At 73.2% G+C, this 20391-nt stretch carries 20 protein-coding genes; 8 read left to right on the top strand and 12 right to left on the bottom strand.

Going from position 1 to position 20391, the window contains the following annotated elements; translation table 11 throughout:
* Positions 1-30: 30 nt before the first annotated feature.
* From ABZ805_RS10205 to ABZ805_RS10185, 5 genes are all read right to left on the bottom strand, one after another.
* Positions 31-753, bottom strand: a complete 723-nt coding sequence (locus ABZ805_RS10205) for an ABC transporter ATP-binding protein (protein WP_358437209.1) — start codon at positions 751-753, stop codon at positions 31-33.
* The gene (locus tag ABZ805_RS10200; RefSeq protein ID WP_358437206.1) at positions 750-1592 is read right to left on the bottom strand and encodes an ABC transporter permease subunit; all 843 of its coding nucleotides are present in this window, start codon (positions 1590-1592) and stop codon (positions 750-752) included. The genes ABZ805_RS10205 and ABZ805_RS10200 overlap by 4 nt, the downstream gene beginning before the upstream one ends.
* Positions 1589-2620: a PhnD/SsuA/transferrin family substrate-binding protein gene (locus ABZ805_RS10195; protein ID WP_358437204.1), complete on the bottom strand. Its 1032-nt coding sequence runs from the start codon at positions 2618-2620 to the stop codon at positions 1589-1591. The genes ABZ805_RS10200 and ABZ805_RS10195 overlap by 4 nt, the downstream gene beginning before the upstream one ends.
* Before the next feature lie 179 nt (positions 2621-2799).
* Entirely contained in the window at positions 2800-3672 is an 873-nt protein-coding gene (locus ABZ805_RS10190) for a nitrate ABC transporter substrate-binding protein (RefSeq protein ID WP_358437201.1), read from the bottom strand.
* Positions 3673-3834: 162 nt separating this feature from the next.
* On the bottom strand, positions 3835-4635 hold the full coding sequence (locus ABZ805_RS10185) for an IclR family transcriptional regulator (protein ID WP_358437199.1): 801 nt from the start codon (positions 4633-4635) through the stop codon (positions 3835-3837).
* A gap of 566 nt (positions 4636-5201) precedes the next feature.
* Here ABZ805_RS10185 and ABZ805_RS10180 point away from each other — a divergent pair.
* From ABZ805_RS10180 to ABZ805_RS10160, 5 genes are read left to right on the top strand one after another with little or no spacing between them, the layout of a single operon-like run.
* On the top strand, positions 5202-6242 hold the full coding sequence (locus ABZ805_RS10180; protein ID WP_358437196.1) for an LLM class flavin-dependent oxidoreductase: 1041 nt from the start codon (positions 5202-5204) through the stop codon (positions 6240-6242).
* On the top strand, positions 6239-7612 hold the full coding sequence (locus ABZ805_RS10175; protein WP_358437193.1) for an LLM class flavin-dependent oxidoreductase: 1374 nt from the start codon (positions 6239-6241) through the stop codon (positions 7610-7612). The genes ABZ805_RS10180 and ABZ805_RS10175 overlap by 4 nt, the downstream gene beginning before the upstream one ends.
* Positions 7609-8436 (top strand): ABC transporter permease subunit, encoded by an 828-nt coding sequence (locus tag ABZ805_RS10170; protein ID WP_358437191.1) that lies wholly within the window; start codon positions 7609-7611, stop codon positions 8434-8436. Before ABZ805_RS10175 ends, ABZ805_RS10170 begins: the two co-directional genes overlap by 4 nt.
* A gap of 17 nt (positions 8437-8453) precedes the next feature.
* Complete coding sequence (locus tag ABZ805_RS10165; RefSeq protein WP_358437188.1) at positions 8454-9476, top strand: ABC transporter substrate-binding protein; 1023 nt, start codon at positions 8454-8456, stop codon at positions 9474-9476.
* A 19-nt stretch (positions 9477-9495) separates the two neighbouring features.
* Entirely contained in the window at positions 9496-10257 is a 762-nt protein-coding gene (locus ABZ805_RS10160; protein ID WP_358437185.1) for an ABC transporter ATP-binding protein, read from the top strand.
* A 24-nt stretch (positions 10258-10281) separates the two neighbouring features.
* On the opposite strand, the gene ABZ805_RS10155 is transcribed toward ABZ805_RS10160, so the two are convergent.
* Together ABZ805_RS10155 and ABZ805_RS10150 are read right to left on the bottom strand one after the other, a co-directional pair.
* A complete protein-coding gene (locus ABZ805_RS10155) occupies positions 10282-11130 on the bottom strand; it encodes an SDR family NAD(P)-dependent oxidoreductase (protein ID WP_358437183.1) in 849 nt (282 codons plus the stop codon).
* Entirely contained in the window at positions 11127-11495 is a 369-nt protein-coding gene (locus ABZ805_RS10150) for a MerR family transcriptional regulator (RefSeq protein ID WP_358437181.1), read from the bottom strand. The genes ABZ805_RS10155 and ABZ805_RS10150 overlap by 4 nt, the downstream gene beginning before the upstream one ends.
* A 142-nt stretch (positions 11496-11637) precedes the next feature.
* On the opposite strand from ABZ805_RS10150, the gene ABZ805_RS10145 reads away from it, so the two are divergent.
* Positions 11638-12759 carry an NADH:flavin oxidoreductase gene (locus ABZ805_RS10145; RefSeq protein ID WP_358437178.1) on the top strand — a complete coding sequence of 374 codons (1122 nt, stop codon included), beginning with the start codon at positions 11638-11640 and terminating at the stop codon, positions 12757-12759.
* 110 nt (positions 12760-12869) lie between these two features.
* On the opposite strand, the gene ABZ805_RS10140 is transcribed toward ABZ805_RS10145, so the two are convergent.
* The 4 genes from ABZ805_RS10140 to ABZ805_RS10125 form a co-directional block, all read right to left on the bottom strand.
* The gene (locus ABZ805_RS10140; protein WP_358437176.1) at positions 12870-13028 is read right to left on the bottom strand and encodes a hypothetical protein; all 159 of its coding nucleotides are present in this window, start codon (positions 13026-13028) and stop codon (positions 12870-12872) included.
* A 241-nt stretch (positions 13029-13269) separates the two neighbouring features.
* Positions 13270-14208, bottom strand: coding sequence for a metallophosphoesterase (locus ABZ805_RS10135; protein WP_358437173.1), 939 nt, complete (start codon positions 14206-14208; stop codon positions 13270-13272).
* 159 nt (positions 14209-14367) lie between these two features.
* Complete coding sequence (locus tag ABZ805_RS10130) at positions 14368-15456, bottom strand: tartrate dehydrogenase (RefSeq protein ID WP_358437170.1); 1089 nt, start codon at positions 15454-15456, stop codon at positions 14368-14370.
* Positions 15457-15571: 115 nt separating this feature from the next.
* Positions 15572-16468 carry a LysR substrate-binding domain-containing protein gene (locus ABZ805_RS10125; RefSeq protein ID WP_358437167.1) on the bottom strand — a complete coding sequence of 299 codons (897 nt, stop codon included), beginning with the start codon at positions 16466-16468 and terminating at the stop codon, positions 15572-15574.
* A gap of 147 nt (positions 16469-16615) precedes the next feature.
* On the opposite strand from ABZ805_RS10125, the gene ABZ805_RS10120 reads away from it, so the two are divergent.
* Positions 16616-17710 carry a glycerate kinase gene (locus ABZ805_RS10120; RefSeq protein WP_358437165.1) on the top strand — a complete coding sequence of 365 codons (1095 nt, stop codon included), beginning with the start codon at positions 16616-16618 and terminating at the stop codon, positions 17708-17710.
* A 37-nt stretch (positions 17711-17747) separates the two neighbouring features.
* A complete protein-coding gene (dctA, locus tag ABZ805_RS10115; protein WP_358437162.1) occupies positions 17748-19157 on the top strand; it encodes a C4-dicarboxylate transporter DctA in 1410 nt (469 codons plus the stop codon).
* A 218-nt stretch (positions 19158-19375) separates the two neighbouring features.
* On the opposite strand, the gene ABZ805_RS10110 is transcribed toward dctA, so the two are convergent.
* Positions 19376-20233 carry a 3-hydroxyacyl-CoA dehydrogenase family protein gene (locus ABZ805_RS10110; protein WP_358437160.1) on the bottom strand — a complete coding sequence of 286 codons (858 nt, stop codon included), beginning with the start codon at positions 20231-20233 and terminating at the stop codon, positions 19376-19378.
* Positions 20234-20391: the final 158 nt, after the last annotated feature.

Raw genomic sequence — 20391 nt, 5'->3', positions numbered from 1 at the left:
CTCGTTCGTCCGGTCTTGGTGGTGCGGGGGTCACGCCCCCGCGGTCAGGTCGGCGACGATGTCGCCGTGCAGCGCGAACAGCTCCGGGTCCTCCGGGGATCGAGGACGCGCGGCGGGCACCTCGTGGCTGCGCACGACGCGGGCGGGGCGGCCGCCGAGCACGACGATCCGGTCCGCCAGCAGCGCCGCCTCCAGCGGGTTGTGCGTGACGAGCAGCCCGGTGCGCGGCCGGGCCGTCCACAGCTCCTGCAGCAGCAGCCGAAGCCGACGGGCGGTCAGCTCGTCGAGGGCGCTGAACGGCTCGTCGAGCAGCACCACGGCCGGTTCGACGGCGAAGGCCCTGGCCACCGCGACGCGCTGGCGTTGCCCGCCGGAGAGCACCGAGGGGTAGGAGTCGGCGTGCTCGGCCAGCCCCACCGCCGCCAGCACGTCGGCGGCCGCGGCGGAATCCAGCCCGGCGGCGTCCAGGGCGAGTTCCACGTTGCGCCGCACCGGGATCCAGTCCAGCAGGCGCGGCTGCTGGAACACGACGCCGAGGCGTCCGGACGGCACGCGCACCTGCCCCGAGTCGGCGCGTTCCAGCCCGGCGACCAGGTGCAGCAGCGTGGTCTTGCCGGTCCCGGACGCCCCGACGACGGCGACGAGCTCGCCTTCCGCCACGTCGAGCGAGAAGTCCTCGAAGACCGGTTCGACCCGGCCGGTGCGCACGTCGCGGAACCGCTTCGACACCGCGCGCAGCGAGATCGCGCTCATACCGCCACCGCCTTGCGCCAGCGGGTGAGCCGCCGTTCCAGGTTCTGCAGCAGGCCGTACTCCAGCAGCGCCATCACCGCGCCGAACAGCAGCGTCCAGCTCAGCACTCCGGCGACGCTCTGCGCGGCGAACTCGTTGTTGAGCTGGTAGCCGACGCCGCTGGAGAGCCCGAAGACCTCCACCAGCACGATCACCTTCCAGGACAGCGACAAACCGAGCCGCGCCCCGGAGAACAGGGCCGGTTGCAGCGCGGGCAGCCACAGGTACCGCAGGCGGCGCCACAGCGAGAAGCGGTACACGTGGGTCATCTCCAGCAGCTCGCCCGGCAGCGCGCGGATGCCCTGGTGCACGTTCAAGGTCAGCGCCGGTGCGGCGGACAGCGCGACGGCGAGCACCGGGTTCGCCAGCCCCACCCCGAACCAGATGACGCACAGCAGCGCCCACACCAGTCCGGGGACGGTCAGCCCGAGCAGCACGGCGGGTTCGAAGAAGCGGCGGACGATCGCGTTGCGGCCCATCGCGATGCCCACCACGAGCGCGGCGGCGAAGGCGAGCGCGAAGCCGAGGGACACCCGGCCCAGGGTCACGCCCAGCTGGGTGAGGATGTCCCCGTCGACGACGATCTCGGCGAAGCGGGTGGCGATCTCGCCGAGTCCCGGCATCAGGACGCTGTCCGCGAGCACCGCCATCAGCTGCCAGCCCGCGCCGAGCAGGAGCACGAACGCGGCGGGCGGCCACGCGGCGGCGGCGAGGCGGCGCCACGAACCCGGCCCGGGTGGTGGTGCGGTCGCCGGGGCGACGGCCGGGCCGGGGCGGCGGGTTGCGGTGGTGGTGCTCATGCCCGCCCCACCACCCGGAACGGCTCCGCTGGGGGCGCGGACTTGATCAGCCCTGTTCGGACGGCGACGTCGATCTGATCGCGCAGCCCGGCGAACACCGATTCGTCCCAGACCGTCGGGTACACGTCGGCGAGCCGCTGCGGCAGCAGTTCGACGGCCCGGCGCTCGGTCGCGGGGATGCCGTAGTACTCGTGCAGCTCCGCCAGCACCGCCGGGTTCTCGGCGATCACCTGGTGGGCGGCGAGCCGCAGCCGGGCGATCCCGGCGGCCTGCGCGGGGTTCGCGTCGAGCCACTCGTCGGCGGCGCCCTGCCCGTTGAGCAGCAGGCGCCCGCCGTCGCCGGTGCCCTCGCTCCACAGCTGCTGCACCGAGACGAGTTCGCGGGCACCGCGGCCGACGAGCAGGGTGGCGTTCGGTTCGATGGTGACGATCGCCTCCACGTCGCCGCGGTCGAACAGCGCAAGCCCGGCCAGCACCGCGCCCTGGTGCACGTCGTAGTCGGCGTCGAAGTCGATGTCGTTCACCGCGGCCGCCAGCTGCGCCGAGCGGTAGGCATCGCTGTTGTTCGGCGGGGTCGCGATGGGTTTGCCGCGCAGGTCGCGCACCGTGCGGTACGGGCTGTTCTCCGGGACGAGCCAGTGCACGTGGTTGTTCAGGCTGGTGCTGAACAGGCTCACCTCGGCGCGCGCCTCGGCGGCGACGACGGCACCGATCGGCCCCATGCTGGCCACGTCGAGCGCGCCGGACAGCAGCTTGTTCTGCACGTCGCCGGGGCCGGTCCCCGCGACGTGCTCCAGGTCCAGGTCGCCGAAGAGGCCGTAGCGCTCGGCGATGGGCCGGATCACCGCGCCCGCGGTGCCCTTCTGGGTGTCCTCCACCTTCGCCGCCCCGGGCGATCCGCTGCCGCAGCCGGACAGCACCCCGGCGCTCGCGAGTCCGAGCGCCGCCGCCAGGCCGCCGCGCAGCACGGCGCGGCGGCCGACCGGGCCGCGGAGAACTGGTGGGGCACCACCGGTCCAGGTGTTCATGACGACGCTCCAAGAGCAGGGGACGGAGGAGTGGCCCGACCCGGGCACGCCGACGCGCGCCGGGGAGGGCGGAGAGGAAGCGGGAAGTGCGGTGGAGACCGGGGTTCAGCGGGAACAGAGCCCGCCGTTGAGCGAGCACCAGTCGACGTACCTGCGCCGGGTGAGACCGGCGGGCCGGTTCACCGCAACCCCAGCAGGGTGCGGTAGCCGTGCGCGCCGGAGGTGAGGCGCCAGGAGCGCATCCACGCGTAGCTCTCGGTGAACCGGCGTTCGGTCACCGGGGTGGCGCGGGTGTAGCGGAAGTGCTCGGTGCCGAGCTCGGATTCGTCGAGCTCGCCCGCCACCTCGGCGACCAGGTGGTGCCGGTACCGGGCGGGGTCGGCGTTGATGAGGTCGACCGCGGCGTCGACGACGCCGACGAAGGTCTCGCGGGCGGTGTCGGACAGCTCGGGGGCGATGACCTCCACACCCCGGTAGAAGTAGGTGCCGAGCAGGTGGGCGCCGCGCTTGCGCGCCAGGCTCAGGTACGGCTCCATCAGCATCACGGCGCGGACCGCGCCGGATTCGGCCCGCTGCAACCGGACTTCGGGGAAGCCGACGTGCTCGACGACGACGTTCTCCCGCGCCACCGCGCCTTCCAGCAGGTGCAGGGCGGTGTAGTGCGAGCCGGTGAACTCGTTGACGCCGACCGGGATCCCGCTCAGGTCGTGCGGTTCCTGCAGCGCGGGGTCGAAGCTCACCAGGGCTTGGGCGACGATCGCGGGTCGCAGGTAGCCGAGCCTGCCGGGCCTGCGATTGCGCTCCAGGCGGTCGATTCCGCCCCATTCGCACAGGTTGTAGACGTCGGCCTGCGCGTGCTCGAACAGCGATTCCTTGCGCCGTGCCGCAGGATCGCGCTCGGTGCGGTCCTCGGGTCCGGCGCGTTCGGCGAAGCGGACGTCCAGTCCGGCGGCGGCGAACATGCCGTGTTCCAGGGCGACGATCTCCGGCAGGTCGAACACCGGGTGGTTCGGGGAGATGACCACGTTCGCGTCGGATCGCTGCGGGCTCATCGGTCACCTCCCTGCCGGTCGCGGTATCGATGAGCAACGTAGGGCGGGGCGACGCGGCCGGTCAACGGCTACTTGCACGATGTGGCAACACCTCCCACATCACGGAAGTCGCTGGTGGCGGGTTGACCCGGACGAGGTTCGGTGGCACGCGCGCCCGGGACGTCAGGCGTCCGCGGCGCCCAGCGACAGCGGCAGCCCGTGCAGGTCCTCGGCGGCGGCGCGGACGGCCGCGCCCAACCGTTCCAGCTCCTCGTCCGCCATCCGCGCGGCCGGGCCTTGCACCTCGACGACCAGCCGCCCGCCGTCGCGGTGCCCCGGGACCGGGGCGGCGACGGCGCGCAGCCCGGCGCGGTCAGGATCGTCGAACACGGCGCATCCGCGGAACCGGGCCGCCATCAGGTCCACCTCGTGCTCCCAGCGCTCCTGCTCGCCGGAGCCGGGCAGCAGCTCGTCGAGAACCTCCCGCACCGGGCGGTCGCCGCAGGCCAGCAGCGCCCGGCCCATCGCCGAGCGCAGCAGCGCGCGGTGCTCGCCCTGCACGCCCTGGAACCGCAGCGGCTGCGCGGATTGCGCCACCAGCAGCACCAGCACCTGCTCGCCCTGGCGCATGCCGAGGCTCGCGGTCTCCCCGGTGCGGTCGACGAGGTCCCGCAACACGTCGGCCGCCTCGGGCACCCCGGCCGAGGCCAGCGAGCGGCGGGCGAGCCGCAGCAACAGGGGACCGGGCAGGAAGCGCTCGGTACCGGAGTCCCGGCACAGCAGGCCGCCGGAGCACAGGGTGCGCAGCAACCGGTGCACGGTGCTCATCGTCAGCCCGCTCTCGCGCACCAGCTCGGTCAGCGTCAACCCGTCGGCGCTGTCCACCACCGCTTCGAGCAGCGCCGAAGCGCGCGCGACGGATTGCACCTCCGAGCCGCGCTCCTTGGCACCGGTCCGCGCTGGGGTCTCACCTGGCTTCGACACGGCGCGAGTATCGGCCACCCCGCGCCGCGGCGGCAACGAGGCCCACGACAGGGGTGCTCGCCGCGCTCGCGGCGGACCGACGTGTCCGGGGTCACCCCGGCCGCCGCGGCTCACCGGAGCCCGCCCTGCGGCGGCAACCGGCGCGTTGACCTGCGACTTCCCACCTCGTGCGACGGATCGGCGGCGGCTTGACGGCGGCGGGCCCCGTCGTGAGACTTCCCGGCATGCCAACTCGGTCGGCCCGTTCCGGGCGGCTCAGCACGCAACACCCAGCCGCGCACCGCGGCTGTACCGGCTGACCCACCGCCGCACGTTCCCGGCGCGCCGCACGGTGCGCGCCGCCGCGATGTTCCGGCGCCGCAACGGCGTTCCAGCTCCAGTCCATTGCGGACACGATCTCCCGCGACCTCCCGGTCCACTGCGGACCGGGGTCGCCCCGGCACGCCCCGGTTCCAGCGGCCGCACCGCGGTGCGGCCGGGCGCGCACCGCCGCGCGCCGGAAAACCCCGCCACAGCAACGCGTTCCGCCGTTCGCGGCGACCGCGCACGATCTGCAGAAGGCACCGATGGGAAGACATCCGACCAAGAAACGCCCCCGGCAGCTGCACCTCGGCTACGCCCACCGGACCGGCGGACCGCCGGACGAGGCCGAACGAGCCGTGCGCCTCGCCGAGGACGCCGCGTTCGACTTCGTGTTGTTCGACGGCAGGCTCGGTCCTGGCACCGGGCTCGAACCGTTCACCGCCGCCGCGCACGCGGCGGTCCGCAGCACCCGGATCGGCCTGCTGGCCACCGGTGATCCGCTGCGGCAGGAACCGTTCAACCTCGCCCGGCTGGTGGCGTCCCTGGATCACATCTCCGGCGGGCGCGCCGGCTGGCTCGTCACCGAGGAACACCCCGGCGGCGACCGCACCGGTCCGCTCCCCCGGTCCGCCGCGGTGGAGCGCACCCGCGAGTTCGTCGAGCTGGTGCGGGCGCTGTGGGACAGCTGGGACGACGGCGCCTTCGTGCGGGACAAGGATTCCGGCGCGTTCGTCGACGCGGACCGCATCAGCGCCGTCGACCACGTCGGCGCGCACTTCCAAGTGCGCGGACCGCTGAACCTGGCGCGCCCGCCGCAGGGACGACCGGTGCTGGCGCACGCCGGCGACGAGCTCGCCGCCGCCGTCCCGGACGCCGAACTGGCGCTGCCCGGCGGTGCCGCGGCCCGCACCGGGCGCGGCTTGGTGCTGCCCGACCTGATCCCCGTCATCGGCGAGGACGTGGCCGACGTCCGGGACCTGCACGAACAGCTGCACGCCGAGCCGAGCGGCGAACGCGCGCTGGCCAGCGGATCGGTGCTCGTCGGCGATCCGGACACCGTCGCCCGGCACATCGCCGGGGCCTTCTCCGCCGGGACGGTGGACGGCTACCTGCTGCACGCGCCCCCGCAGCCGGGCCAGCTGCGCCGGTTCACCGAACTGGTGGTGCCGCTGCTGCGCCGCCACGGCGTGTTCCGCCACGACTACGCGGGCCGCAGCCTGCGCTCGCACCTGAACCTCGACCGACCGGCCCGCCGCGATCCCGCCCGGCGGCCCGCACCACCGCGAACGGGGACCGCGTCATGACCGCACGACGACTGCACCTCGGCCTGATGTTCTGGGCCACCGGCACGCACCCGGCGGGATGGCGGCACCCGTCGGCGCGCGCGGACGGCGCCTACGACATCGGATTCATCCAGCAGGTCAGCAGGATCGCCGAGGACGCCGCCTTCGACTTCGTGTTCCTCGGCGACCGGCTCGCCACCGATCCGGCGCTGGCGCGCACCAACCCGGCGCAGATGTCGCGACTGGAACCGTTCACCGCGGGCGCCGCGATCGCCGCCGCCACCAGCAGGATCGGCATCGCGGTGACCGCGAACCCGACCTACCACGACCCGTACTCGGTGGCCCGGCTGACGGCCTCCCTCGACCACCTCAGCGGCGGCCGCGCCTCGTGGAACCTGGTCACCGGCGCGGACGCCGCGGCGGCGGGGAACTTCAGCCGCACCGAGCACTGGGACACCGACCGGCGCTACGACCGGGCGGGCGAGTTCGTCGACGTGGTGCGCGCGCTGTGGGACAGCGGCGCGCACGGCGCCCCCATCGACCACCGCGGCGCGCACTTCGAGGTGGACGGGCCGCTCGACGTCCCGCGACCGCCGCAGGGGCAGGTGGTGCTGCTGCACGCGGGCACCTCGGAACGCTCCCGGGACCTCGCCGCGCGGGAGGCGGACGTGGTGTTCTCCGGGCACCCCGACTTCGAGTCGGCCCGCGAGTACTACGCCGACGTGAAGGCCCGGGCCGCCGCGCACGGCAGGGACCCGGGGCTGCCGCGCATCCTGCCCGGGCTGAGCGTGTACACCGGCGCCACCACGCGGGACGCCGTCGCCGAGTACGACCTGCTCAACTCGTTCCTGCCGCTGGACGAGGAGGAGCGGACCGCAGGCCCGCTGCACCGCGGCGGCGCCCTGGGGCAACGGCCCCGCCGCAACCTGACCTCGGTCTCCCGGGAGCTCGGCGTCGACGTGCGCGGCCACGACCCGGACGAGGAGGTGCCCGCCGCCCTCGCCGACGAGCTCGACGAGCAGGGCCGGGCGCTGCTCGACCAGGTGCGCGCGCACACCCACCGGGACCTCTCCGGCGAGCACCGCATCACCTACCAGGACCTGATCGACGGGCTCGGCACCGGCGCGGGCCGGGCCTCGGTGGTCGGCGATCCGGTGCAGGTGGCCGACTTCGTGCAGCACTGGTTCGACGGCGGTGCCGCGGACGGGTTCAACATCTTCCCGCCGCACGTCCCCGGTTCGGTGCGCGCCTTCGCCGACCTGGTGGTGCCCGAACTCCGGCGGCGCGGGCTGCACCGCGACGACTACGCGGGCGGCACGTTCCGCGACCACCTCGGGCTGGACGTGCCGCCGGTCGGCCCCGCACCGGTGAGGAGGCCGACCGCGCCATGACCGTTCGAGAAGCACCGGCCGCGCCGGCCACCGCGACCGCGCCCGCCGCCGGGAAACGACGGCACCGCACCGGATTCGCGCTCCTCGGCGGGCAGCTGCTGCTGGTCGCCGCCGTGCTCGCGGTGCTCCAGTGGGCCGTGGACAGCGGCCGGGTCAAGCGGATCTACCTGGCCTCCCCCACCGAGATCCTCGGCGCCTACCCGGCGCTGTTCACCGAGCAGGACCTGCTCGGCAATCTGCTGCTGACCCTCGGGGAGGCGGCCGCGGGCGCATCGCTGGCCCTCGTGCTCGGCGTCGCCACCGGCGTGTGGATGGGCCTGTCCCGCAACGCGGGGACGTTCCTGAACCCGTTCGTGGCCGCGCTGATGGCGGTGCCGAAGGTGACGATCATCCCGCTGCTGACGCTGTACCTCGGCATCGGTGCCGCGCACAAGATCGTGATCGTCTTCCTGTTCTGCTACTTCCTGTTCGTCTACAACACCATCGCGGGCATCAAGCAGGTCTCCGCGGACCACCTCAAGGTCGCCCGCTCGTTCGGGGCGAGCCGCGCGCAGCTGATCCGCAAGGTGGTCCTGCCTTCGGCGACGACCTCGATCGTGGCCGCGATCAAGGTGGAGACCGGGACCGCGCTGGTGGCCGCCCTGTTCGCGGAGATCACCGCGTCCAAGGGCGGGCTGGGCAACCTGCTCAACCGCGCGGTCGGGGTGTACGACACCGCCTCGGTCTTCGCGCTCGTCCTGTTCACCACCGTGCTGTCCGCGCTGATCATCTCCGGTGTGGGCCTGCTGGAACGCAAGGTCCTGCTGCGCTGGAAGCACTCCTGACACTCCTTGGAGCACACATGAACCGCCGCGAGTTCGCCCGGTTGTCGCTGACCGCCGCGGCCCTGCTGCCCCTCGCGGGCACCGCGGCCTGCGCCGGAGGCGGTGGCACCCGGACCGACGGCGCCGACGCCACCATCACCCTGCAGGCGGGCACCCAGTACACCCAGCAGCCGATCCGCTGGGGCGTGGAACGCGGGCACTTCGCCGCCCAAGGCCTCACCGTCGAGTTCACCGACGTCGAGGACGCCGTGACCGGTGTGGCCACCGGCGAACTCACCTTCGCCTTCGGCCCCACCACCGAGTACCTGCGCGCCGCCGTGCTCGGCTCCCCGCTGAAGATCGTGTCCTCGGCGTTCCGCAGCAAGGGCCCGTACTTCCTCATCGCCCGCCCCGGCATCACCCGCGTCGAAGACCTGCGCGGGCGCACCGTCGGCAACTCCAAGGCGGGCAGCAACCTGGACACCACGCTGCGGTACGTGCTGCGCGCCCACGGGCTCGACGCGGACCGGGACGTGGCGCTGGTGAACAACGGCATCAACGAGCAGGCCTACGGCACGCTCAGCACCGGCCAGGTCGACGCCACGATCATCCACCAGCCGTTCCCCGCGCTCGGCGAGTTCGAAGGCGAGGCGGTCACGCTGGCACGGGCCTGGGACTACCTGCCCGAGTACCACACGGGGGTGCTCATCTCGGGTGACGACGTCATCCGCGAGCACCCCGACGTGCTGCGCCGCGCGCTGCGCGCCTACTTCGCCTCGTACACCGATGCGAAGGCGAACTACGCGACCTACGTCCCGTGGCTGCAGGGGAAGCTGAAGCTCGCCCCGGAAGCCGTCGCCCGCGCCATCCGGCAGGAGGACGACGTGTGGGACGCGAACCCGGACGTCGACCCCGCCGCGATCCGGCACAGCCAGGAGATCGAGGTCGAAGTGGGCAACCAGGACCGGATCTACGACGCGGAGCGCTTCATCGACCTGCGGTTCATCCCGCAGGAGTTCCGCAAGCCCTTCACCTACCCCCGGCCCCGCGCCGGACGCTGAGCGGACGGGAGCAGACGCGATGGCGATCTTCGAGGTGCGCTCGGTGCACAAGTCGTTCGGTTCGAACGAGGTGCTCGCCGACATCGACCTGGACGTGGCCGCGGGCGAGTTCGTCTGCCTGCTCGGGCCGAGCGGTTGCGGGAAGAGCACCCTGCTCGAGGTGCTGGCCGGGTTGCAGGCACCGACCTCCGGCGAGGTGCGCTTCCGCGGCGAACCGATCACCGGACCGCGCGAGGGCATCGGGGTGGTCTTCCAGGACGCGTCGCTGTACCCGTGGCGCACCGTGCTGGCGAACGTGGAACTGGGCTTGGAGCTGCGCGGCGTGCGCCGGTCCGCGCGCCGCGCCGCCGCCCGGGAGCACCTCGACCTGGTCGGCCTGTCCGGCTACGAGGACGCGTACCCGCACCACCTCTCCGGCGGCATGCGCCAGCGGGCGGGCATCGCGCGGGCGCTGACCGCGGAACCGGAGGTGCTGCTGATGGACGAACCGTTCGGGGCCGTGGACCACCTCACCCGCACCCGGCTCCAGCAGGACCTGCTGCGCATCCGCGCGCGGACCGGGGCGACCGTGGTGTTCGTGACGCACGACGTCGGGGAGGCGGTGTTCCTCGCCGACCGGGTCCTGCTGCTGGCTGCCGGGCCGGGGCGGGTCGTGCGCACCTTCGACGTCGACCTGCCACGGCCGCGGGAGCGCGGATCGCTGCCGCTGCTGCAGGAGGAGAGCCGTCTCTACCGGGCACTGTCCGAATCGGACGAACGCGTCGGCCCGGCCGGGAGCTGAGCGGCCCCGTTCCCGCTCCCGCGATCACCGCACTCCGGGGTGGGGTTCGGCGCCGAGCAGTTCCTCGGTGGTCTGCCACAGCCGGCGGGCCAGGTCCGCGTCCCGGCCCTGCCGCGAGGTGGCTGCGGGGCGCATCCGGTGGTAGTAGCTCCCGTTGACCTCGCCCGGATCCGCCGCCAGGTGCACCAGCGGCTCGGCGCCCCGCTCCGGACCGAGCAGGAACGTCCGGCCCAGCCGCGTCCGGTACAGCAGTGCGATCCCGCCGCCGCTGTCCCGGCCGAAGCCGGAGCCGACGGTGCCGGGGTGGAAGGCGACCGCGGTGATGCCGGTGTCCGGGGTGCGCCGCGCGAGTTCCTCGACGAACAGCACCTCCGCCAGCTTCGCCTGCCCGTAGGCCTGCAACGACGAGTAGCGGCGGCGGGAGAAGTCCAGGTCCTGCAACGAGATCCGGGCGACCCGGTGCAGCATGCTGCTGGTCACCACGGTCCGCGCGCGGGACGCGCTGAGCCGCTCGTGCAGCAGCGACTGCAGCAGGAACGGGGCGAGGTAGTTGCTCTGCAGCGTCAGCTCGAACCCGTCCTCGGTGACGCGGCGGTCCGGGACGATGCCGCCCGCGTTGTGCACCAGCACGTCGATGGCCGGGCAGCGCGCCAGTAGCCGGTCGGCCAGCTCGCGCACCTGGGCCAGCGAGGCGAAGTCGGCGACCAGCGGCTCGACGCCGATCTCGGCGGCGACCGCGGCGGTCTTCTCCGGCGAGCGGCCGATCGGGACGACGGTGGCGCCGCGCGCGGCGAGCTCGCGGGCGGCGACGGCGCCGATCCCCGCGCTGGCGCCGGTGAGCACGATGGTGCGGCCGGTCAGGTCCCCGCTCACGCGGCCCGCTCCGAGGTCGTCGGGTGCGCGGCGTGCGAGCAGCCGATGATCGCGTCCAGCCGGTCCCGGGTCCGCACCAGCTCGTCGACCTGCCGGTCGATGCGGTCCCGCTCGGCGACGAGCCGGTCCATCATGCGCGGGTCGGCCTCACCGGTCTCCACGCACGGCAGCAGGCCGAGGATCAGCTTGCTGGACAGCCCGGCGCTGTAGAGCTGCTGGATGAGCCGCACCCGCTCGACCGCGGCCTCCGCGTAGGTCCGCTGCCCGCTGGGCGTGCGGTCGGCGCGCAGCAGGTGCTGCTCCTCGTAGTACCGCAGCGCGCGGACGCTCACCCCGGTCCGCTCCGCCAGTTCACCGATCCGCATCGGGCCTCCTCGTCTCGTGCGTCGCGACGCCGGGGCCTCCCTGCCGCGCCCGGGTAACCTCGGACACATTTCTTTGCCCCTGACGTCAGCGTCAGGTTTTAGCGTAGCGGACGCAGATCGCACCAGTACCCGAGGAGAGATCGTGTCCAGCAGCAGCACCACCGACCGCGCGGCGAAGGCGCTGTCCCGCCCGTTCGCGCTGGCCGGCATGACCGTGCCGAACCGCATCGCCATGGCACCGATGACGCGCGATCTCTCCCCCGGCGGAGTGCCCGGCGCCGATGTCGCGGCCTACTACGCGCGGCGCGCCGCCGCGGGCACCGGCCTGATCATCACCGAGGGCACCTACGTGGACCACGCCTCGGCCGGGCTCAGCGACTCGATCCCGCGCTTCCACGGCGAGGACGCGCTGGCCGGCTGGAAGAACGTCGTCGCCGAGGTGCACCAGGCGGGCGGGAAGATCGTGCCGCAGCTCTGGCACGTCGGCATGGCCCGTCCCGCGGGCGCCCCGCCGTTCCCGGACGCGCCGCCGATGGGCCCGTCCGGACTCGACCTCAAGGGCGAGGAGGCCGGGCAGGCCATGACCCAGGCCGACCTGGACGCGGTCATCGAGGCGTTCGCCCGGGCCGCCGCGGACGCCGAGCGCGTCGGGTTCGACGGCGTGGAGCTGCACGGCGCGCACGGCTACCTCATCGACCAGTTCCTGTGGGAGCGCACCAACCGGCGCACCGACGCCTACGGCGGCGACCCGGTGGCGCGGACGCGCTTCGCCGCCGAGGTCGTGGCCGCCGTGCGCCGGTCGGTCTCCGCCGACTTCCCCGTCGTGTTCCGCACGTCGCAGTGGAAGATGTACGACTACCAGGCGCAGCTGGCCACCACGCCGCACGAGCTGGAAGCCGTGCTCGCGCCGCTGGCCGAGGCCGGGGTGGACGCCTTCCACGCCTCTACGCGGCGGTACTGGCGCCCGGAGTTCGAGGGTTCCGACCTGAACCTCGCCGGGTGGACGAAGAAGCTCACCGGCAAGCCGTCCATCACGGTCGGCTCGGTGGGGCTGAACCAGGAGTTCACCAAGGCGTTCAGCGGCCAGACCTCCGAGGTCACCGACATCGACGAACTCGTGGAACGCCTGGAGCGCGACGAGTTCGACCTGGTCGCGGTGGGCCGCGGACTGCTCGCGGACCCGCTGTGGAGCGAGAAGGTGCTCTCCGGGCGCCTGGACGAGGTGGCCCCGTTCAGCTCCGAGCTGCTCACCTCGCTGCACTGACCGCACGCGCGACGGCTCCCGCCCGTTCCGGCGAACCGGAGGGCGGGAGCCGTCTCGGCGATGCGTCAGGTCGTTCGTCGCGTCAGGTCGTGGTCATCACTACCGGGGGCTCACTTGCGCCAGCCGCCCCAGTGGCCCCAGCCCCAACCGTGGCCCCAGCCCCAGCCGTGACCCCAGCCGTGACCCCAGCCCCAGCCCCAGCCGTGGCGCCGGTGCCGGCCCCAGCCGCCGGAGCTGTAGACGAAGATGCTCTTCACTTGCATGGTCATTACCTGCTTCCCACGAACCCGGCAGGCGAATTTCATTCCGTCCACCGGTGCCTCGGTGATGCTGCGGATTCGATGGGAGTCGTTCTTCGCGGCCCCGTACGCGTCGGGTGGTCGTCTCGGCGGGCCAGGCCCGGCGCGATTACGACCCACGCTAGCCGTCGGGCCGGCGGCCGGACCACGGGAATTCGGCCCGTGCACGATGCGTGGCGGGGGCGCCTGCGCGCGGCGCCCCCGCGCGGCCTCACTCGGTGGTGTTCAGGTCCACGTCGACGGTGAAGTCGTCCTCGCCGTCGAAGTAGTCCGAGTCGTCCTCGGACGGCGAGTAGGTGTCGACGATCATCTTGCCCGCGTCCACGTCGAACTGGAGCAGCCGCAGGTAGCCGAGCCCGCCCTCGGGCGCGCTCTGGTAGTCCGCGAGGATCTCCGGCACGGTGCGGCCGTCGCCGAGGTCCTTCACGTTGTGCGTGGCACCGTGGTTGTGCCCGCACAGCACGGCCTTCACGTTGCGGTGCGGCTCGACGATCCGGTCGAAGATCTCCTGGCCCTGCTCGCTGTAGGAGCCGTCGGTCTCCAGGTACGCGTGCACGCTGATGATCACCGGGGTGTCGGGGTGCGCGGCGAGGACCTGCTCGGCCCACGCGAAGTCCTCCTCCTGCATGTCCCAGGTCAGCGACAGCATCATGACCTGCTTGCCCGCCACGTCCACGAGGTCGTAGTGCTGGCGGTTGTTCTCGAACGACTCGCCGCGCACCGGCGAACCGGCGAACCGGTCGTCGCCGAAGTAGTCCTCGTACCGCCCGTCCACGTCGTGGTTGCCCTCGACGACGCCGTACGGGAACTTCGCGTCGTCCAGCTTCTTCATGCTGGCGTCGGCGTTCTTCCACTGGTCATCGTCGTCGGAGTCGTCGACGATGTCGCCGGTGTGCGTCGCGTAGCCGATCTTGCGCTCCGCGGCGTTGTCGACGAGCCACTGGGTCTGCGCGTCGAAGTGCTCGGGGTGGCTCTCCGAGTAGTACTGGGTGTCGGGGATCCAGGCGATCGCGGCGTCGTAGCTCGCGGGGTCGGGCAGCTCGGCGGCGCGCGCCCCCGGGCCCGCCAACGCGCTCGGCGCCGCGATCGCGGCGGCGGCGGTCAGGCCGGTGGCGGCCAGGGCGATCAGCAGACGGCGGTCAGGCTTCACTGCGGCTCCTCGGCTCGGCGTACGTCCGGCACATCGTGTCGCCACCGCGTGGAGCCGACCCGACACCACGACGTCGCCCCGGTGAACCACCCCTGAACACGCACCGATCCCCGGTTTTCCCGTTCTCGCCGGTGCGGTCCGGGGTGGTCCACCGGCCGATCAGCCGAGGTGGTCCAGGATCGCGGCGGTGACCTCGGTGGTCTTGGCGGTGCCGCCGACGTCGGGGGTGCGGATGCCCGCGGCCGTGGTGGCGTCGATGGCGTCGCGGAGGCGGGTCGCTTCGGCGTGCAGGCCGAAGTGGTCGAGCATCAGCGCCGCGCTGCCGAGGGCGCCCGCCGGGTTCGCCAGGCCCTGCCCGGCGATGTCGGGGGCGGAGCCGTGCACCGGCTCGAACATGGACGGGAACCGGCGCTCCGGGTTCAGGTTGGCGCTGGCGGCGAGGCCGAGGCTCCCGGCGAGCGCGGAACCGAGGTCGGAGAGGATGTCGGCGTTGAGGTTGGAGGCCACCACCACCGACAGGTCTTCCGGCTTGAGCACGAACTTGGCAGCCATCGCGTCGACCAGCACGCTCTCGGTCGCCACGTCGGGGTACTCGGTGGCGACCCGCGCGAACACCTCGTCCCACAGCACCATGCCGTACTGCTGGGCGTTGCTCTTGGTCACCGAGGACACCTTCTTGCGCGGGCGCTGCCGGGCGAGGTCGAAGGCGAAGCGGATGATGCGCTCGCAGCCGTGCTCGGTGAACAGGGCGGTCTGCAGCGCCACCTCGTTGCCGGGTCCGCGGCCGGAGAGGTTCCGCCCGCCGAGCCCGGCGTACTCGCCTTCGCTGTTCTCCCGCACCACCACCCAGTCCAGTTCGGCGTGGTCCGCCTTGCGCAGCGGTGAAGTGATGCCGGGGTGGAAGCGCACCGGGCGCACGTTGGCCCACTGGTCGAAGTTCTGGCAGATGTTGAGCCGCAGCCCCCACAGGCTGATGTGGTCGGGCACCGAGGGCCAGCCGACGGCGCCGAAGTAGAGGGCGTCGAAGTCGCGGAGCCGCTCCAGCCCGTCCGCGGGCATCATCCGGCCGGTCTCGGCGTAGTAGCCGCAGCCCCACGGGAATTCGGTCCAGTCGAAGGCGAACGCGCCGCCGGAGTCCGCGGCGAGGGCGTCGAGCACGGTGCGCCCGGCGGCGACGACCTCCTCGCCGACCCCGTCGGCGGGGATCGCGGCGATGCGGAAGGTGCGGGTGGCGGAGGCTGCGGACATCGGGTCTCTCCTGGGGATCGCTGCGGGCGGTGTGGCCCGAGTGAAGCCCGGCGGCGGAGCCCGCGTCCAAGACGTATCGGCGATGCGATTCATCGCCTGCGCCTATCCCCGCTGTTCAAGACAGGTAGTCCACGGCCCGGTGCGCACCGGCGACCGCGCGGAACGCTTCGGCGATGGGGGTGAGCGGCGCGGCGCGGCTCAGCAGCGCCACGTGCAGCCGGGCCGGGTGCTCGATGCGGGCGAGGCGCAGCCCGGAGCGCCGGGCCAGCGGCACCCACGCGGCGGGCAGCACGGCGAGGCCCACGCCCTGCAGCACCAGCGGCAGGATCGAGGTGCGGTGCGCGACTTCCGCGGCGATCCGCACCGGGACGCCTGCGGCGAGCGCGTCGTCGACGATGCCGCGCATCAGGCTGCCCGGCGGGGAGGCGATCACCCGCACGTCGGCGAGGTCCGCGGGCCGCACCGGCTCGCCCGCGGGGAACTCGTGTTCCGGGGCGCCGACGAGCACGAAACCCTGCTCCTCCAGCGGGAGCACGTCGATGCCGGGCGCGCGGGGTGGTTCGGGCGCGCCGACCAGGCCGAGTTCGCAGGCGCCCTGCTTGAGCAGCTGCACCACTTCGTCGGAGGTGAACGCGGCGTCGGCGCCGACGACGACGCCGGGGTGGCGGCGGGCGAACTCGGCGGTGAGCGCGCCGAGCGGTTCGATGCCGGGCGAGGGCATCGTGGCCAGCTCCACCCGTCCGCGCAGCACGCCCTTCACCGAGTCCACGGTGGCCCGCGCCGCCCGCAGGTCCCGGAGCACCTGCCGCGCGGGCCCGACCAGCTCGCTGCCCGCGTTGCTGATCACCACACCGCGCCCGACCCGGTGGAACAGCCGCACGCCGAGTTCGCGTTCGAGCCCGGCGATGGCCTGCGACAGCGACGGCTGCGCCAGGTGCAGCGCCTGGGCGGCGCGGCCGAACCCGTCGTGGTCGACGACGGCGAGGAAGTACTCCAGCTGCCTGGTATCCATCGCGGTCGGCCTCCCAGCGGGCGTCGTCGCAGCGTGCGCGGCATTCATTCGGTGAACCTATGACTCGGGTAGCAACTTACTCTTGGACGCCGCGACGGCGGCCGGGCCACGGTGGTTCCCACGTTCCGGCCGGGTCGAGGAGGATTCATGGGGCGGGTGCTGGTCGCGCTCGATTCGTTCAAGGGTTCGCTCGACGCGGCCACCGCCACCGCCGCCCTCGCCCGCGGGCTGCGCGGGCACCGCAGCCGCCCGGAGGTGCTGGAGCATCCGGTCGCCGACGGCGGCGAGGGCACCTTGGCCGCGTTCGAGGCGGCCGGTTTCGAGCGGGTGCCGGTGCGGGTGCGCGGCCCGGTCGGCGGCGAGGTGATCACCGGTTTCGCGCACCGCGCCGGCACCGCGGTCGTCGAGTCGGCGGACGCGTCCGGCCTGGGCAGGCTCCCGGGACCGCCGTCCCGGGAGACCGCGGTGGCGGCGTCGACCTGCGGCACCGGGCAGGTGATCGCGGCCGCGCTGGACGCGGGGCACCGCGAGGTGGTGGTGGCCCTCGGCGGCAGCGCGAGCACCGATGGCGGCGCCGGGCTGCTGGCCGCGCTCACCGGACGGGACCCCGAGCTCCCCCGGACGGCGGAGCTCGCCGGGCTGCACCCCCGGCTGCGCGGACCGGACGCGACGCGGCTGGTGGTGGCCTGCGACGTGGACAACCCGCTGTGCGGGCCGCACGGCGCGGCCGCGGTCTACGGGCCGCAGAAGGGCGCGGACGCCGCGCTGGTCGCCGAACTCGACCGGGACCTGCGGGAGTGGGCCCGGGAGCTGGCGGTGACGACCGGGCGCGCGGTCGCGGACTCGCCCGGCGCCGGAGCCGCCGGTGGCGCCGGGTTCGCGCTGCTGGCGCTGGGCGGGCGGCGGGCCGCGGGCATCGAGCTGGTGCTCGACCTGACGGGCCTCGCCGACCGGCTCGCCGGAGCGGACCTCGTCGTCACCGGCGAGGGCGCGCTGGACCGGCAGACGTTGCGCGGCAAGGCACCGGCCGGGGTGGCGCGCGCCGCCCGCGACGCCGGTGTCCCGATCGTCGCCGCCGCAGGCCGAAATCAACTGTCCACTTCGGACTTGTCGGCGGCCGGGTTCGCCGCGGCGTTCGCGCTCACCGACCTCGATCCCGACCCGGCGCGCTGCATGCGCGACGCCGAACCGCTGCTGGAACGCCTCGGCGCGCGCATCGCCGAGGAACTCCCCCGCGACTGACCCGGACCGCCACCCCACCTACGTGCAGGAGGATGCAATGACGCATACCGCACCGCAGCCCGCCCCGAAGCCCTGGTATCGGCAGTTGTACGTGCACGTGCTGATCGCGATCGTCGTGGGCGTGCTCCTCGGGTGGTGGCGTCCCGAGCTCGGCGAGGCGATGCAGCCGATCGGCACCACGTTCATCGCGGCGATGAAGATGCTGATCGGGCCGATCGTGTTCCTCACCATCATCGGCGGCATCGCCAACGTCGCGGACCTGAAGAAGGTCGGCATCACCGGGTTGAAAGCGCTCACCTACTTCCAGCTGGGCACGATCGCCGCACTGGTGATCGGGCTGGTCGCCATCAACGTCACCCGGCTCGGCGCGGGCGTGCACGCGCGGCCCGAGTCGCTGCACGCGAACGGCGACGCCCAGCAGTACATCGCCGACGGCGCGGGGCAGCACTGGTGGGAGCTGTTCACCCACCTGGTCCCGGAGAGCTTCTTCGGCGCGTTCGTCGACGGCGACATCCTGCAGATCATCTTCCTGGCCGTGCTGTTCGGCATCGCCGTCAAAGCGGTCGGGCCGGTCGGCGAGCCGATCATCGCCGGGGTGAACCGGCTGACCGAGGTCGTGTTCAAGGTCCTCGGCTTCGTGATGAAGGCCGCGCCGCTGGGTGCGTTCGGCGCGATGGCCTACGCGGTCGGCGCGTTCGGGGTGTCCACGTTGAGCAGCCTGGGCACGCTGATCGCCCTGTTCTACGGGACTTCGCTGTTCTTCGTGGTGGTGGTGCTCGGCGGGGTGCTGGCCGGCTACGTGCGGTTGAACGTGTTCCGGTTGTTCCGGTACTTCAAGGAGGAGTTCCTGCTGGTGCTCGGCACGTCCACCGCGGAACCGGCGCTGCCGGGGCTGATGCGGAAGCTGACGGCGCTGGGCGCGGACCGCGCGACGGTGGGCCTGGTGGTGCCGACCGGGTACAGCTTCAACCTGGACGGCGCGGCGATCTACCTGTCGCTGGCGGCGCTGTACATCGCGCAGGCCACCGACACGCCGCTGAGCCTCGGGCAGCAGCTGGGCCTGCTGGCGGTCATGCTGCTCACCTCGAAGGGCGCGGCCGGGGTGGCGGGCGGCGGGTTCATCGCGCTCACCGCCACGTTGTCGACCATCGGAACGGTGCCCGCGGCAGGCATCATGCTGATCTTCGGAATCGACAAGTTCATGTCGGAGTGCCGGGCGCTGGTGAACTTCTACGGCAACGCGGTCGCGACGCTGGTGATCGCGAAGTGGGACGGTGCGCTGGACGTGGAGCGCGCGCGGGCGGTCCTCGCCGACCCCACCGGCGCCGCGACCCTCGCCGCGGCCCCGGATCCGGCCGACCACGGCGATCCGGCCCCAGCCGATTCCCCTACCACCACGGGAAAAACCGCGCCGGCGGAGAACGCGGTGGATCAGGTGATCCGCTGACGCTCCCCACAGATGGAGGAGCCGCCGAGCCCCGCGACGGCCCCCTGGTCGTGGTTCCGGTCAGCGGCGGCGCCGATGAGCCGACGACCGCCGGCGCGACGGGATCACCCGCGGGTTCGCAGCGCTTCCTCGCGAGGAGGGCGAATTCTCCGGTGGCGGACCCGCCGACAACGCTCGCGCGACGAGGGCGCCGCGCCGCACCACCCCGGCGAACCCGTTCACCAGTCGAAGAAACCACGTCCGGTCTTGCGCCCGAGTTCGCCTCGTTCCACCTTGTCCCGCAGCAGTTGCGGCGGTGCGAACCGTTCCCCGAGGGTGGCGTGCAGGTGTTCGGCGATGGCGAGGCGCACGTCGAGGCCGACGAGGTCGGTGGAGCGCAGCGGTCCCATCGGGTGCCGGTAGCCGAGCTGCATCGCGGTGTCCACGGATTCGGCGTCGGCGACGCCTTCTTCCAGCATCCGGATCGCTTCCAGGCCGAGCAGCACGCCGAGGCGGCTGGTGGCGAAGCCCGGCGAGTCCCGCACGAGCACTTCGGTCTTGCCGAGGCCGTGCACCCAGTCGCGGGCACCGCCGAGCACGGCCTCGGAGGTGTCGGGGCCGGCGACGAGCTCGACGAGCTGCGAGGCGGGCACCGGGTTGAAGAAGTGCATCCCGAGGAAGCGGCTCGGTTCGCGCAGCGCGGCGGACAGCTCGGCGATCGGCAGCGAGCTGGTGTTGCTGGCCAGCACGGCATCGGGGCCCAGCACGCGTTCCGCGCCGGTGAGCACCGCGATCTTGAGTTCGAGCTGTTCGGGGACCGCTTCGACGACCAGCTCGACGTCCCCGGGCAGGTCGGCGACGGCGGGCAGCACCCGCAGCCTGGCGAGCAGGTCGGCGGCGTCCTCGGCGAGCCTGCCGCGTTCGGCGGCCCGCTGCACGCTGCGCTCGATCCGGTCGGCCGCCGTGGCGGCGGCGTCGGCACCGCTCTCCGCGACGGACACGTCGGCGCCCGCGATGGCGAAGGTCTGCGCGATGCCCGACCCCATCCGGCCGCCGCCGATGACGGCGACCTTGCCGGGGACAGCTGGTGTGCTCATGACGTTCCTCCGCTCCCAGGACCGAGGCGGTGCCCCGGCGTCGTCAGTTGCCGGCAGCGCGCACGGCCTGCCGCCGTCCGGGATCGGCGCGGCGGTCCCGGCGCGGCGCGGGGCGCGCCGGCCGGGACCCATTCTTAACCGTCCGGTCAGTCGGTGAT

The organism is Saccharopolyspora sp. NPDC047091, assembly GCF_040643635.1.
GTDB lineage: Bacteria > Actinomycetota > Actinomycetes > Mycobacteriales > Pseudonocardiaceae > Saccharopolyspora_C.
This window is presented reverse-complemented; position numbering and strand designations above follow the sequence as displayed.

What these genes read in the sequence shown, in the direction of transcription:
- ABZ805_RS10205 (WP_358437209.1), bottom strand. Translation starts at nt 753, where the DNA reads ATGAGCGCGATCTCGCTGCGCGCGGTGTCGAAGCGGTTCCGCGACGTG.
- ABZ805_RS10200 (WP_358437206.1), bottom strand. Translation starts at nt 1,592, where the DNA reads ATGAGCACCACCACCGCAACCCGCCGCCCCGGCCCGGCCGTCGCCCCG.
- ABZ805_RS10195 (WP_358437204.1), bottom strand. Translation starts at nt 2,620, where the DNA reads ATGAACACCTGGACCGGTGGTGCCCCACCAGTTCTCCGCGGCCCGGTC.
- ABZ805_RS10190 (WP_358437201.1), bottom strand. Translation starts at nt 3,672, where the DNA reads ATGAGCCCGCAGCGATCCGACGCGAACGTGGTCATCTCCCCGAACCAC.
- ABZ805_RS10180 (WP_358437196.1), top strand. Translation starts at nt 5,202, where the DNA reads ATGGGAAGACATCCGACCAAGAAACGCCCCCGGCAGCTGCACCTCGGC.
- ABZ805_RS10175 (WP_358437193.1), top strand. Translation starts at nt 6,239, where the DNA reads ATGACCGCACGACGACTGCACCTCGGCCTGATGTTCTGGGCCACCGGC.
- ABZ805_RS10170 (WP_358437191.1), top strand. Translation starts at nt 7,609, where the DNA reads ATGACCGTTCGAGAAGCACCGGCCGCGCCGGCCACCGCGACCGCGCCC.
- ABZ805_RS10165 (WP_358437188.1), top strand. Translation starts at nt 8,454, where the DNA reads ATGAACCGCCGCGAGTTCGCCCGGTTGTCGCTGACCGCCGCGGCCCTG.
- ABZ805_RS10160 (WP_358437185.1), top strand. Translation starts at nt 9,496, where the DNA reads ATGGCGATCTTCGAGGTGCGCTCGGTGCACAAGTCGTTCGGTTCGAAC.
- ABZ805_RS10150 (WP_358437181.1), bottom strand. Translation starts at nt 11,495, where the DNA reads ATGCGGATCGGTGAACTGGCGGAGCGGACCGGGGTGAGCGTCCGCGCG.
- ABZ805_RS10140 (WP_358437176.1), bottom strand. Translation starts at nt 13,028, where the DNA reads ATGACCATGCAAGTGAAGAGCATCTTCGTCTACAGCTCCGGCGGCTGG.
- ABZ805_RS10130 (WP_358437170.1), bottom strand. Translation starts at nt 15,456, where the DNA reads ATGTCCGCAGCCTCCGCCACCCGCACCTTCCGCATCGCCGCGATCCCC.
- ABZ805_RS10125 (WP_358437167.1), bottom strand. Translation starts at nt 16,468, where the DNA reads ATGGATACCAGGCAGCTGGAGTACTTCCTCGCCGTCGTCGACCACGAC.
- ABZ805_RS10120 (WP_358437165.1), top strand. Translation starts at nt 16,616, where the DNA reads ATGGGGCGGGTGCTGGTCGCGCTCGATTCGTTCAAGGGTTCGCTCGAC.
- dctA (WP_358437162.1), top strand. Translation starts at nt 17,748, where the DNA reads ATGACGCATACCGCACCGCAGCCCGCCCCGAAGCCCTGGTATCGGCAG.
- ABZ805_RS10110 (WP_358437160.1), bottom strand. Translation starts at nt 20,233, where the DNA reads ATGAGCACACCAGCTGTCCCCGGCAAGGTCGCCGTCATCGGCGGCGGC.